Origin of the sequence: Pseudoalteromonas sp. SG45-2, from assembly GCF_014164115.1 — a bacterium.
Lineage (GTDB): Bacteria > Pseudomonadota > Gammaproteobacteria > Enterobacterales > Alteromonadaceae > Pseudoalteromonas > Pseudoalteromonas distincta.
The window spans coordinates 1-14512 of the sequence record NZ_JACJEO010000029.1 but is presented as its reverse complement, the minus strand read 5'-3'; the positions used below and the strand labels follow the sequence as shown (position 1 = coordinate 14512).

The window sequence follows — 14512 nt, the reverse complement described above, 5'->3', positions numbered from 1 at the left end:
ACATGGCGGAGCAACAAGTACAGCCTTTACACAACGAAAAACATGCCAACACTAAAATTCAAAACGGCATCAATGTAGAATTCATGAAAACTCAACACTTAGTGCCAGTAGTTGCACATGAGTTTGCACGTGTAGCAAACGAGTTTCCAATGTCATTCGTTAAAAATAACGAAACCGGCACTTTTCAAGCAGTTGCTATGTTTGGCTTAGAGCCAGGCGAAAACCTTTTTGTAGAAGATGGTAAATGGACTGCAGCATTTGCACCTATGGCATCTACTCGTTACCCACTTGGTTTAGTTAAACACCCAGATCAAGATCAATACGGTATCGTAATTGACGAAGCAAGTGCGCTTGTTGGTGAAGACGAAGGTAACGCATTATTTGAAAACGGCGAAGAAACAGATTACCTAAAACGTCGTAAAGAAGCGCTAGTATCATTTATTGAGTTTTCTCAAGTAACTGAAGCGTTCACTAAATTCCTTGCTGATAAAGAGCTACTAATTGCGCAAACGCTAACAGTAGACATTAAAGGCGAGAAAAAAGACATCAACGGTATTTACCTTATCGATGAGAAAAAACTAAACGAGTTAAGCGATGCTGATTTCTTAGAGCTTCGTAAACGTGGTTACTTAGCACCAATTTACTCGTTCTTAACGTCTACTCACCAAGTAGCACGTTTAGCGCGTTTAAAAGCTAAACAAGCTTAATTACAAACACGTAAAATTTTAAAAAGCGCCTTAAGGCGCTTTTTTTATGCCATTAAACTCACTTTAGTTGAAATTAAGTCCGTAACCATTCACATTAGTTTATAACTTCCCCATAAAAGAACTCATTATGAAAACACCATTATTAGCGATTTTTGCGAGCAGCTTTGTTGCTTTAAGTAATAGCGCAGTAGCTGCAGAGACTCCTTTTGCCATTGCGATTCATGGTGGGGCAGGGACAATTGAAAAAGCACGATTTACACCCGCTCAAGAAAAAGAGTATCGTGCAAAATTAACGCAAGCAGTAGAGACAGGTTATAAAGTATTACACCAAGGCGGCGAAAGCTTAGATGCGGTAATTGCAGCAATTGCAGTATTAGAGCAATCCCCTTATTTTAATGCAGGGCGTGGAGCGGTATACACCTACGATGGCGGGCATGAGCTTGATGCATCCATAATGGATGGTCGAAACCGTGAAGCAGGCGCAGTTGCGGGTGTAAAGCATATTGAGAGCCCAATTAACTTAGCGCGTTTGGTAATGGATAACTCTGTACACGTAATGCTTAGTGGGCAAGGCGCTGAAGAGTTTGCTAAAGAGCAAGGTGTTGAGCTTGTCGAAAATAACTTATTTGATACCGAGCCTCGTTACAAAGCGCTTTTAAAAGCAAAACAAAAATTAGATAAAGCCAAAGCAACCAGTAAAGAGTACCAAGCCGCGCACAAAGCATTACCTAACTCTTACAAAATGGGCACGGTTGGCGCAGTGGCGCTTGATAAAAATGGTAATTTAGCGGCAGGTACATCAACAGGTGGTATGACCGCAAAACGTTATGGTCGTGTGGGGGATGCGCCGGTAATTGGGGCCGGAACATTTGCTGAAAATGAATCGTGCGCGGTATCGGCAACAGGGCATGGTGAATACTTTATTCGCTATAATGTAGCGAGCGATATATGTGCGCGAGTTAAGTACCAAGGTAAAACCATTGCTGAGGCAGGGGATGAAGTTATAAACGGTGTGCTTAAGCCTATTGGCGGCACTGGCGGCGTAATTATTATTGATACAAAGGGTAATATTAGCTTACCGTTTAATACCTCTGGCATGTATCGGGCAAGTAAATCGAATACGCAAGCGACCTACGTGGGCATTTTTAGTGACGAATAAGTCAACGTCATTTAATTTATTCAATGTAGTTAGCCCTGAAAATAATTGTTTAAAATAAATTTATTATTCACAGTTTAGTTCAATAGCAGCGTTTATATAACAAACAACCCCGCGTTATGCATTTTGTAGGATTAACCCCAGCCGTTTAATTTGATACAATTACGGCTCTTTAACTAATTTTATAAGGTATGCGGGTGGTAAACCTAGGTCAGTTGTTTGGCGAGCTAAAAACGTGCTTAAAAAAAGATCAATTCATTTTCAAAAAACGCTTACATGGCGTAAAAAAAATAACGGATGAAAACAAGCATGCCAACGCGCTTGAAAAAATAGCGGCTGATATAACCCGTAGCCAAGAATTACGCGATAAACGCTTAGCTGGCCTCCCTAAAGTGACTTACCCTGAGCAATTGCCGGTAAGTCAAAAAAAGGAATTAATTAAAGACGCCATTGCAAATAACCAAGTGGTTATTATTGCCGGTGAGACGGGCTCAGGTAAAACAACGCAAATACCTAAAATGTGTTTAGAGCTTGGTCGCGGTGTTGATGGTTTAATTGGTCATACGCAACCACGTCGATTAGCAGCGCGTACTGTGGCTAATCGTATTGCTGAAGAAATGAAGTGTGAACTTGGCCAGCAAGTTGGCTTTAAAATTCGTTTTAGCGATCAGGTATCTAATAATACGTATATTAAATTAATGACTGACGGTATTTTGCTGGCTGAAATTCAGCAAGACCGTTTTTTAAATCAATACGACACGATTATTATTGATGAAGCGCATGAGCGTAGTTTAAATATTGATTTTATTTTAGGTTACTTAAAAAACCTGCTTCCAAAACGCCCTGATTTAAAAATAATAATTACCTCAGCGACTATCGATCCTGAGCGTTTTTCAAAGCACTTTGATGATGCGCCCATTATAGAAGTATCGGGTCGTACTTTCCCTGTTGATGTGCGCTACAACCCTATTACTGATATTAATAAAGATGATATGGAAGCGGAAGGCGATCAGCTACAAGGTATTTTTGATGCCGTTGATGAGCTGTGTGCTGAAGGCCCTGGCGATATTCTCATATTTTTAAATGGTGAGCGTGAAATACGCGATACCGCAGATGCACTTAGCAAGCGTAATTTAAAACACACCGATGTATTGCCACTTTACTCGCGTTTATCCAACGCAGAGCAAAACCGTATATTTGCGCCGCATTCTCGTCGTCATATTATTTTATCGACTAACGTAGCCGAAACGTCATTAACCGTGCCAGGTATTCGTTATGTAATAGACCCAGGTACTGCGCGTATAAGTCGCTACAGCTACCGTACAAAAGTACAGCGCTTACCAATAGAGCCTATATCACAAGCAAGTGCTAATCAGCGTATGGGTCGTTGTGGACGTGTTGAAGCGGGTATTTGTATTAGGTTGTACTCTGAGGATGATTTTTTATCACGTCCAGAGTTTACCGACCCTGAAATACTGCGTACTAACCTTGCGTCTGTTATTTTACAAATGTTGGCGCTAGGGCTTGGTGATATGGCGCAATTTCCGTTTGTACAAGCGCCAGATAGCCGCAATATTAATGATGGCCTAACATTGCTTGAAGAGCTACAAGCGGTAAAACCAGCTAAACGCGATAGTAAAACCAGCCTAACGCAATCGGGCAGGGAGCTTAGTCGATTACCCGTTGACCCACGTTTAGCAAAAATGGTGCTAACAGCCCATAAACTTGGCGCATTGCGTGAAGTGATTATCATTGTAGCGGCGTTGTCTATTCAAGACCCACGTGAACGCCCACAAGAAAAACGTGCTGCTGCCAATGAAAAGCACGGTCGTTTTGATGATCCAGATTCTGATTTTATCGCTTTTTTAAACTTATGGAATTACTTAGAAGAGCAGCAAAGCGAGCTTACTAATAGCCAATTTAGAAAGCTGTGTCAAAAAGACTTCTTAGCCTATATGCGCCTGCGTGAATGGCAAGATATTGTTTATCAAATAAGTACTGTGTGTAACGAAATGGGCATGAAAGCCACCAGCCAAGCGGCTGATGGCGAACTTGTTCACAAAGCGTTGTTAAGCGGGATGCTAAGCCATATTGGTTTTAAAGATGAAAAACAAATATACAAAGGCGCACGTAATAGTCAGTTTCATATTTTTCCGGGTTCAGGTTTATTTAAAAAGAGCCCTAAATGGATCATGTCAGCGGAGCTGGTAGAGACAAGTAAGTTATATGCCCGCACAAATGCAAAAATAGACATTAACTGGGTAGAGCCATTAGCACAGCACTTAGTAAAACGTAGTTACACTGAACCACATTGGGAGAAAAAACCAGGTGCGGTAATCGCGTTTGAACAGCAAACTTTATATGGCTTACTTATTGTAAATAAACGCCGCTGTGTTTATAGCAACATAGACCCTAAAGTGAGTCGAGAGCTTTTTGTACGCACTGCATTAGTTGAGCAAGAACTGGGCTTAAACGAGGGTTTTTTAGCGTTTAACCGTGAGCTAATAGAAGATATTCAAGTTCTGGAAAATAAGTCACGTCGTCGTGATATTTTAGTTGATGAGCAAACGTTATTTGAGTTTTACGATAAAAAAATACCCAAAGAAATTAATAACCGCGCTGCATTTTTAAAATGGTATAAAACACAAAAACAACAAAATAAGCATTACCTACACATGACTCGTGAAGAGCTAATGCAGCATGGTGCAAGTAATATCACTGAGTTTGACTACCCTGACACATGGCAGCAAGACAATATTATATTGCCGCTTGCTTATCATTTCGATCCAGGCCAAGCAGTTGATGGCGTTGCGGTACAAATACCGGTCGCGCTGTTGAATCAAGTGCAAGAAAGTGGTTTTGACTGGCACATACCAGCATTTAGGCATGAGCTAATAAGTGGGCTTATAAAGTCATTGCCTAAATCGCTTCGTCGTAATTTTGTGCCAGCACCAAACTATGCTGATGCAGTGCTGGCAGCTATTGAGCCAATGCAAGGGAGCTTAATTGATGCATTAACGACGCGTTTATTGAGAATGACAGGTGTAAAAGTTGATCCAGAGGCATGGGATTTAACCGCGCTTGCACCGCATTTACGATTACAGTTTGAAGTACGTGATGAACACGATAAGTTACTTGCACGAGGGCTTGATTTAGCCAAGCTCAAAGCAGAGCTGCAAGGTGAAGTAACCGAAACACTGTCTAAAGTAGCCGATAAAGGCATTGAAAAGTCAGACCTAACACAATGGGATTTTGGTGAGTTACCCGCTTCATACGTTAAAAAGCAAGGTCAATATGAGATAAAAGCATACCCTGCGCTGGTGGATAAAAAATCAGCCGCTGCAGTGGAGCTTTTTGATAGCGAAGCAAAAGCGCAGCAAGCACATCAACAAGGTTTGCGCCGTTTAGTACTATTAAATGTGCCATCGCCAATTAAGTACTTACAACAAAACTTACCGAATAAGGCAAAGCTGGGTTTGTACTTTAACCCATTTGGTAAAATAGCTGATTTAATTGATGACTGTATTGCCGCAGGTGTTGATAGCTTATTAGTAAAACACGGTGATATACGCGACGAAAAAGCATTTGAAACAGTAAAAGAGCAAATACGCGGTGAGCTGGGCGATGCCGTTGTATCGATTGCAACGCAAGTTGAGCAAGTATTAAGTATTGCTCATGCCCTGCATAAAAAAATGAAAGGGCGCGTTGATTTAACCATGATAACTGCGCACGGCGATATTAAGTCACAGCTTGAGTCACTTATATTTAAAGGTTTTGTGAGCGCGCATGGCGCAGATAAAATAGCGGATTTAATTCGTTATTTAAAAGCGATTCAAAAACGTTTAGAAAAGCTGCCTGTGGATCCAAATCGTGATAGGTTATGCGTACTAGAGCTAGATAAAGTAGCGCAAGAGTATAAAAAAGTAGTTAATAAAACGCCTAAAGGGTTACCTATACCACAAGAGGTAACCGCTACTTTCTGGATGCAACAGGAGCTTAGAGTGTCGCTATTTGCTCAAACACTAGGAACGCCTTACCCAATTTCAGCCAAGCGGGTACTTAATGCGATAAAAGAGATAGAATAAAACTTGCATTTTCTATTAAGCTTAGTACCTTAATAGAAGGATTTATTTTTGTTTTGAAAAGGAAGCGACATAGTTATGTCCTCATCGATTGAACATAAAACAAAGCGACTTTTAGTGGTAGATGACGAGTATTTTAATTTTGAAATGCTCAAAGCCGCACTAGCGTCGAAATTTGATGTTAGTTACGCAGATTCAGGGCAAAGCTGCCTTGCGTCAGCAATTGCGAGTCCGCCAGATATAATTTTGCTTGATGTTTGTATGCCTGGTCTTGATGGTTATGATACATGCCGAATGCTAAAGCACACACCTGAAACAAAAAATATTCCTGTTGTTATGGTATCGGGCCTAGAGTCCCCATCTGAAAAACAAGCAGGGTTTGATGCTGGTTGTAACGCGTATGTTGTAAAGCCATTTTCAGTGGGTGCTTTGTTGGAAGAAATTAACACGGTTGTTTAGAGGTAACATATGTTTACTGATGATAAGCGAAATTTTAGACGCATGCAGATTAACACTCCTGCAAATTTAACAACGATAGAACCAATAGCGGGTTTAAGTTTTGCCGCAGAGTGCGTGGATTTAAGTGCAACAGGTTTATCAATTCATTTAGATGAATTGCTTGAACCTAATACCTTACTGACGGTGAACATTGATTCGACTCATCCAAGTATTGCGCCTTTAAATGCAACTGCAAAAGTAATACGTGCCAGCAAAGAAGATGATGGCACGGTAACAGCAGGTCTTGAAATCATTCAGTTTAACTAAATCGAATTCAGTTAAACTCAATAGTAGATATTAAAAAACCTTACAGATTAAGCCTTTTAAGTAAAAGCCTTCAGGGTAGCTGCCAGCAATTGGATGATCGGCTGCCTGGTTTAATCGCTCCATTATCAGTAGGTCTTTACCTGCATCAAGTGCTGCATCGGCTACTACTTTTTGAAACAAGTTTTGTTCCATTAAACCAGAGCATGAGAATGTTAATAGTGTTCCGCCTGGTTTTAGTATTTGCATGGCAATCATGTTGATATCTTTATAGCCACGACACGCGCCCGTTAGCTGCGCTTTATTATCAGCAAATTTTGGTGGGTCCATTACGATGGTATCAAACTGTCTACCTTCGTCGCGGTATTGGCGTAATAATTTAAATACATCCTGCTTAACAAAGCTCACTTTGTTTAAATCTAAGTTATTATGCTCAACATTACGTTTTGCTGTATCTAAAGCGGGTTGCGATACATCTACGTTAGTTACATGCTCACATCCACCACGCAGGGCATACAACGAGAATGTACCTGTGTAACTAAAGCAGTTAAGGACAGTTTTACCTTTTGAGAAGCGCTCAAGTGCAGCACGGCTGTCACGCTGATCTAAGTAAAATCCTGTTTTGTGACCTTCAATTATATCAACTTCGATTTTTAAGCCGTTTTCTTCAATAAGCACAGGCTCTTTTGGTTCATTCCCCCAAAGTGCGCCTTTAATTGGTTCTAAGCCTTCTTTAGTACGTACATCTACGTCAGAACGCTCATATATGCTAGAGCCGGGGAAAATAGACATCAATGCGCCTACAATCTCGCCTTTATGGCGCTCGGCACCGGCGCTTAATAGCTGGCACACTAATACGTTGTCAAACTTATCTATTGTAACGCCTGGTAAGTAATCAGACTCAGCAGCACATAAGCGAAACCCTGTTAATCCGCCTTCTTCAATAACTTGGCTACGGGCTTCTAATGAGCGACGTAAACGGCGTTCAAAAAAGTGTTGATCGATGACTTCTTTTTCGTCAAAGCTCCAAACACGTGCACGAATTTGTGAGTGAGGGCTATACGCAGCAGTTGCTAAAAACTTACCTTCGCTGTCGTGAATCGTTACTGTGTCGCCTAATCCAGGTTTACCTTTAATTTTTTTGATGGCTTTTGAAAATAACCAAGGGTGTTTTCTTTTTAATGATTTATCGCGACCAGCTTGTAGGTAAACGGCAGATGACATAAGGCTTCTCAGTAGTAATAAATAAGCGCTGTATTTTAGTCAAGCAAGGAGCAACATACAATGAATGTTTTGCAAGGGGGGCATAAAGCACGGTAAAGTACGGATAATTCATTGATTAATTAGCTTTTTGGAACCTAACTTTGTCTGACGTCGCTTTAAGCCCTGATTTAGAAATACTTAACTCACAATGTAGAGGGTTTATCGCCTCTTTAGTGCATGCTGATGTTGCTCATGACATTACTCATATAGAGCGAGTGGTGCGTGTTGCAATACAGTTATGTAATGCGGAGCAGGCAAACATGTCAGTAGTATTACCTGCAGCGTGGATGCACGACTGTGTGGCGGTGGCTAAAAACCACCCTGATCGTGCAAAAGCCTCTACTATGGCAGCTGATAAGGCATTGGAGTTTTTAAAATCGATTAATTATGACGAGTCACTTTTTGATGAGATTCATCATGCAATTGCAGCGCATAGCTTCAGCGCAAATATAAAAATTAAAACAGTTGAAGCGCAAATAGTACAAGATGCCGACAGAATGGATGCGTTGGGCGCTATTGGCGTTAGCCGATGCATGAAAGTTGGTGGCTCAATTTCTCGATTATTATATAACCCAAATGACCCTTTTTGTGTTGAACGCGAGGCTGATGATAAAACATACACGCTTGATCATTTTTTCATAAAGTTATTACATATTGCCGATAGTATGAATACCCCATCAGCTAAAGCAGAGGCGAATAGACGAACAAGGTATATGCATGAGTTTTTAGAGCAATTAAAGTCAGAAATTGGTGAGTAATGTGAATAATACAAGCATACCGAAATTATCTGGCATTGATCATTGCCATTTAAATGTTGATAACTTAGCTAATGCCGTTAAGTGGTATGAACGGGTTTTAGGTTTTAGCGTAGTGCCAGAGCTTACCTTTTGGAATGAGCATGGGCGAGGCCCTTTAACGCTTGAGGATGCTTGTTCAACCTCTCGTTTAGCATTGTTTGAAGGAGAGGGGCGCAGTAAAGGGATTGCATTTTTGGCCTCAGGGGATCAATTTATTCAATGGCATATTCATCTTGAGAGTTTAAATATAAAAGTAGTTTTAGCAGATCATGGTGTAACGTTTTCTATGTACTTTAAAGATGAAAGTGGCAATAGCCATGAAATTACGTCACATGACTATCGTTATATAAAATCTTGTTACCCAAATGTTGAGCTTGGCTCTCACAGTGCTAAAAAGAATTAGCTTTCTTGATTTGCATTTTTTATAGCAATAATATCGTCTAAGTTTTTTACTAATAGCTCGATTAGAGCGGGATCGAAATGAGTTCCTGCTTGCTCTTGCATATGCAAAACTGTTTTCTCTACGCTCCAAGCCTCTTTGTAAGGGCGTTTTGAGGTAAGTGCATCAAATACGTCAGCTATAGCAACAATTCTACCTTCAACTGATATTTCTTCGCCTTTGATCCCGTTAGGATAGCCTGAGCCATCCCATTTTTCGTGGTGTTCAATTGCAAGTGTATGCGCAAGTTGTAGTAAAGGAGATGATGAGTTTGCTAAAATTTGCGCGCCAATGGTGGCGTGTTCTTTCATATGATCAAACTCTTCAGAGGTTAACTTTCCAGGTTTGAGTAGGATAGCGTCAGGGATACCTATTTTTCCTACATCGTGCATTGGGGCGGCTTGACGTAAAAGTTCTGCTCGTTGTTCATCCATACCTAGTGCTAACGCTAATACTTTACTGTATTGGCTCATGCGCACTATATGTTCACCCGTGTCGGTGTCTTTATATTCCGCTGCACGGCCTAGACGTTCTACTAAATCTACATGAGCTTGCTTTAATTGCTCTGCTTGTACTAGCGACAAGTGAGTATTAACCCTTGCTCTTACAATGGCAGGGCTTATTGGTTTAGTAATATAATCTACTGCGCCTAACTCAAAACCTTTGTATTCATCGCTTTCATCGCCAAGCGCAGTTACAAAAATAATTGGGATGTGTGATGTTTTAGGATTTCTCTTAACTATTTGGCACACTTCAAAGCCATTCATATCTGGCATCATTATGTCGAGCAAAATTAGCTTAGGTAGCTCTTTTTCAAGTAGTGCTAGTGCGGCATCACCCGATTTAGCAAACGACATACGATATTGATTACCTAACACTTCGCGCATTACTTTTAGATTTGCAGGCTCATCGTCAACAATTAATACCCGTGGCCTATCTGTCGTAAAATCCATTAATTAATACTCATTGTTTGTTAGTTTTTCAATTAAGGTTTCTAGTATTACGTGTGCTTTATCAAAATCAAATTCATCAAAGGCTTCGGCTATATCATCAACTTCATTTTGAAAGGTAGAAGGTGCGCCGCGTTGCAACTTTGCGAGTAGTTCATCATTTAATTCTGCGTTTTGCGCATCTTGATGAAGTGTTTCACACAATTGCTTAATCTCATCTATTGCTAGAGTGTCTGAGCTATTATCTTCAGGCTTGCTATTTGGCTCATCGCAAGTATTTGATGACAGCAGTTGCGTTATAATAAGTAGTTCGTTTTTGATATCGTCTAAAAGACTAATAACTTTAGCATCACTTTGCTTGTGCTCTAAATCGGTTAATAACTTCATTAACGTTGTTAGCCCTAAGTTACCAGCAACACCTTTGAGTGTGTGAATGAGGCTATCGACATCTTTTATGTTTGATAATTTATCATTAAATAATCTCTCAAACCGCTTATCACTATCACTAACAAACTTAGTAATCTCTGTAAGTTGCTTACACTTAGAACCCCAAAGTGCAAATCCTTTTTCAAAATCTATATGCTGCGCTTTAGGATCGCTTTGCGATATAACCATTTCTTTTGCAATACCAAGCCCCAGCACTTGCGCTATTTCTTGGTTAAGCTGATTTATATCGACGGGTTTATTGGCAAAGCCATTCATGCCTGCTTTTTTAGCCGTAAGCTTATCTTGCTGTAATACGCTTGCTGTGAGCGCGATAATTGGCGTGTACTTAAGCTGCCTTTGGTTTTCTATTGCTCTTATTTTTTGTGCTGCTTGTATGCCATCACACAATGGCATATGTATATCCATTAAGATGACATCAAAGTCTTGCTCTTCAAATACTTTAATCGCTTCAAGTCCGTTTGACGCTTTGGTAACTGAATGCTGATCGCGTGACAGAAGCAAAGACAGTAGTTCTGTATTTTGCTCTATATCATCAACTACTAGCACTCTAAGTGCAGGCAGTTGGGTGTGTAGACCATCAAAATAATCAATTTTAGATTCGTCACCTAAAGTAAGCGGCAATGAAAAGTAAAAACAGGTGCCTTTACCTAGCTCACTTACTAAGTTTATTGTTCCGCCCATAAGCTCTACAAGTTGTTTACTTATAGTTGTACCAAGGCCTGTACCACCAAAGCGGCGGGTAGTAGTGCCATCGGCTTGTTCAAAAGGTTGAAATACAGCTTGAATACGATCTTTTGCAATACCAATTCCGGTATCTTGCACTTCAAAAAACAGATGCTGATTTTGTGTCATGCCAACGGTGACCGTAACAGAGCCTTCTTCGGTGAACTTAATCGCGTTACCAATTAGATTAGTGAGTACTTGTCTGAGTCGATCTGGGTCACCGTAGTACGTAGAACTTACTGATTCTTTAATATGGAGTTTAAGTTCTAAATCTTTCTTTTTAGCCTCTAACCAAAAAGTAGAAATAATACTGTCTATCACTGGTTTTAAGCTAAAGTGGGCTGGCTCAATGGTGAGCTTACCGCGTTCTAGTTTTGCAGAATCGAGAATTTCATTTAACAATCTTAGCAATGAACGCGCTGCATTATTTACGGTAACCAAGTGCTTTTGTTGTTCTTGATCAAGTGGGGTATCCATTAATAGATCGCTAAAACCTATTATAGAATTCATTGGGGTGCGTATTTCATGACTCATATTAGCCATAAAAGATTGCTTTGCATGAGCAGCTTCTTCAGCTTTAAATTTAGCTTGCTCAAGTTTTTCTTCATATTCTTTGCGTTCAGTAATATCGACTAAAACACCATCAATCCACTTTGGGTTGCCTTGAGCATCAAAGTCGATACTCCCTTTATCTAACAACCACAAAATTTTACCATTTCTATGTCTAATTCGGTATTCAATAGAATATTGAGACTTTGCATCAACAGCTTTAGTGACTTCATCAACTATTTGTTTTTGGTCTGATTTCAAGACCAAGTCATTAAACTCGATACAATGCTCTGTAAACTCATTTGGGTTATACCCTGTAAGCTCAATTATATTTGGACTAATAAATAACATAGTCCAGTTGTCATCAAACTTACATCTAAACGCTACTCCGGGCATGTTATCGATAAGAGAGCGGTATTTTTGTTCTTTCTCTTCTAAACTTTGTTGCAAAGCGCGTTGTTCGGTCAAGTCGGTAATAAAGCCAACATATAAAGGGTTATGGCCCGGCTGATTTACTTCGCCTATACCTAAGCGAATAGGAAAAACATGTCCGTTCATGTGTTTTGCATATACATCACGGTTTATGCCTATTATTTTACCTAGATCAACATTGTGAGCATTTAAGAGGTATTCGTCGTGGTGCTTGGCAATGTTATCGTCCATTAGCATTTTTACGTTTTTGCCTTGAACTTGGTTTTCTTGCCAGCCAAAAATTTTACTAGCGGCTTCATTAAAACTTAAAATAATACCAGCATGGTCAATGGTAACAATGCCATCTATAGCGGTACCTAAAATAGCATTTAGACGGGATTCTTTTGCCGACTTCTCCTCAAGTAGCATGCGATAGCGAACCATACCATTTATTACACCAACCACGCTTGTAATCGCGATAGTTGCTGTGGCGACTGCAATGGCGATAAAAGTTAGTCCTGCGGTTGCATTAGCATCATCATAGATTAGTGGCGATGTAGCTACAAAACGTGTAGCGGCCATACCCATGTAGTGCATACCAGCAACAGCACACCCTAAAATAACAGCGCTAATTGAGTTATTTTGAAGAGGTGATAAAGAGGGTAAAAAACGCTCAAGATTAAAGCGACTGTAAAGGGCTATAAAGGAGAGGGCTACAGCAACAATGATTGATAACGCAAAAATCAATGGATCATATCTAAGTAAAGGAGCAAGGTCCATTGCAGCCATGCCGCTATAATGCATAGTGCCAATGCCGGCTCCTAGTAACACAGAGCAAATCGACAATACTTTTAGATTCCCTTTACTATTTACTAGCATTGATACAGCGTACTGACATGCTATAAATGCTGGTATAAAAGAAAGGAGGGTGATTGTTGGATCATAATCAATATTAGTACACAGTGAAAAGGCAAGCATACCAATAAAGTGCATACTCCAAATACCAGCCGAAAAAACAGTAGCAGCGGTCACATTTGCTAAACGTTGGTAGCTAGGAAATTGAGTTTCTTTTGCGAGCTCTATAAGCCGAATGGTGAAAAAGGCTGCAAAAATAGCAATTAGCAATGACATTGAAACTAATAGAGGATCGTAAACGCCATTAATGATTAAGCTAGGATCTTGGTCTGTGATAAAAAAAGCTGATAACATAATGGCTCAAAATATAATCTTTATTTATCAAGTTTAATCTAATTAATTAATAAATAAACTGTTAATTCAATGAAGTGATTAAAATAACGAATTTATTACTTTTAGTTTTCTTTTATTTATCAGGCATTAGTTTTTTAGTTGGTGTTTTTTATTCTAATGTATTGCCTGTCACAGGACTAAGTTAGATTTATATGGTCATATTTAAGTTTCTATCGAGTAACCTTAATAAAACTAATGAATTGGCTTAACTAAGCGAAAATTACACTTTATTGGGTTTTATTAATTGCTGGTGAATTTTCTCGTAGCAATATCATTAATGAGTATGAAAGTGTTTGAATATCAGTTAAAGAAAAGTATAAAACGTAAAACGGTTGCCATTAAAGTACATAACAAGAAGGTGACTGTATATGCCCCTCAATTTGTTAGTAATAAACACATCCAAGAATGGCTTTTTGATAAGCAGGTGTGGGTAAATGCTCAATTAACTAAACAGCACAATATTGCTGATAGCAGACAGAACCCGCTCAAAGACAAACAAATTTTAATCTTTGATAGCATTATAAACATAGAATTTAAGCAAGGTACTAAGTCCGAAGTACTAAACTGTAACGACAGCTTGCTTATTACACACTCTTCGCGCGTTAAAAATACTTCGCAAAAATATCAGCAACTTCTTGAAGAATATTTAAAAGAGCAACTAACTGCATATATAGAAATGCGTTTAGCGTACTTCTGCGCACAAATGGGTGAAGAATTACCTACGAGTCTAAAAGTAGCTATTTATAAGCGAAAGTGGGGAAGTTGTAATAGTAAGCGAGAGCTAACATTTAATTTGCATTTAATCGGAGCCCCTTATCATGCTATTGATTATGTGATTGTTCACGAGTTAGCGCATTTACGTCACTTAAACCACAGCAAAGCTTTTTGGCAACACGTTGAGCATTTTTTTCCTAATTATAAAGCATCATCAACATGGCTAAAGAAAAACAGTATGAGTTTACAATGGGTGTTTTGAAG

The 14512-nt window shown here is 39.5% G+C and carries 11 protein-coding genes; 8 read left to right on the top strand and 3 right to left on the bottom strand.

Going from position 1 to position 14512, the window contains the following annotated elements:
- Positions 1-2: 2 nt before the first annotated feature.
- The 5 genes from H5116_RS17825 (at position 3) to H5116_RS17805 (ending at position 6710) form a co-directional block, all read left to right on the top strand.
- Positions 3-707 (top strand): SapC family protein, encoded by a 705-nt coding sequence (locus H5116_RS17825; RefSeq protein WP_024597622.1) that lies wholly within the window; start codon positions 3-5, stop codon positions 705-707.
- Positions 708-834: 127 nt separating this feature from the next.
- Complete coding sequence (locus tag H5116_RS17820) at positions 835-1866, top strand: isoaspartyl peptidase/L-asparaginase family protein (protein WP_029752414.1); 1032 nt, start codon at positions 835-837, stop codon at positions 1864-1866.
- Between the two features lie 194 nt (positions 1867-2060).
- Positions 2061-5948: an ATP-dependent RNA helicase HrpA gene (gene hrpA / locus H5116_RS17815; RefSeq protein WP_182716751.1), complete on the top strand. Its 3888-nt coding sequence runs from the start codon at positions 2061-2063 to the stop codon at positions 5946-5948.
- Positions 5949-6023: 75 nt separating this feature from the next.
- Complete coding sequence (locus H5116_RS17810) at positions 6024-6404, top strand: PleD family two-component system response regulator (protein WP_024597850.1); 381 nt, start codon at positions 6024-6026, stop codon at positions 6402-6404.
- Positions 6405-6413: 9 nt separating this feature from the next.
- Positions 6414-6710 (top strand): PilZ domain-containing protein, encoded by a 297-nt coding sequence (locus tag H5116_RS17805; RefSeq protein WP_007581065.1) that lies wholly within the window; start codon positions 6414-6416, stop codon positions 6708-6710.
- Between the two features lie 30 nt (positions 6711-6740).
- Here the strand turns inward: H5116_RS17805 and H5116_RS17800 are convergent, their stop codons facing one another.
- Positions 6741-7931, bottom strand: a complete 1191-nt coding sequence (locus H5116_RS17800) for a class I SAM-dependent methyltransferase (RefSeq protein WP_002961441.1) — start codon at positions 7929-7931, stop codon at positions 6741-6743.
- Positions 7932-8071: 140 nt separating this feature from the next.
- On the opposite strand from H5116_RS17800, the gene H5116_RS17795 reads away from it, so the two are divergent.
- Together H5116_RS17795 and H5116_RS17790 are read left to right on the top strand one after the other, a co-directional pair.
- The gene (locus H5116_RS17795) at positions 8072-8728 is read left to right on the top strand and encodes an HD domain-containing protein (protein ID WP_039487345.1); all 657 of its coding nucleotides are present in this window, start codon (positions 8072-8074) and stop codon (positions 8726-8728) included.
- 1 nt (position 8729) lies between these two features.
- Positions 8730-9170 (top strand): VOC family protein, encoded by a 441-nt coding sequence (locus H5116_RS17790; RefSeq protein WP_182716750.1) that lies wholly within the window; start codon positions 8730-8732, stop codon positions 9168-9170.
- On the opposite strand, the gene H5116_RS17785 is transcribed toward H5116_RS17790, so the two are convergent.
- Complete coding sequence (locus tag H5116_RS17785; protein WP_002961438.1) at positions 9167-10159, bottom strand: two-component system response regulator; 993 nt, start codon at positions 10157-10159, stop codon at positions 9167-9169. The two genes, H5116_RS17790 and H5116_RS17785, sit on opposite strands and share 4 nt — an antisense overlap.
- Positions 10160-10162: 3 nt before the next feature.
- On the bottom strand, positions 10163-13495 hold the full coding sequence (locus H5116_RS17780; protein ID WP_182716749.1) for an MHYT domain-containing protein: 3333 nt from the start codon (positions 13493-13495) through the stop codon (positions 10163-10165).
- A 316-nt stretch (positions 13496-13811) separates the two neighbouring features.
- Here H5116_RS17780 and H5116_RS17775 point away from each other — a divergent pair, with 316 nt between their 5' ends.
- Positions 13812-14510 carry a M48 family metallopeptidase gene (locus H5116_RS17775; RefSeq protein WP_182716748.1) on the top strand — a complete coding sequence of 233 codons (699 nt, stop codon included), beginning with the start codon at positions 13812-13814 and terminating at the stop codon, positions 14508-14510.
- Positions 14511-14512: the final 2 nt, after the last annotated feature.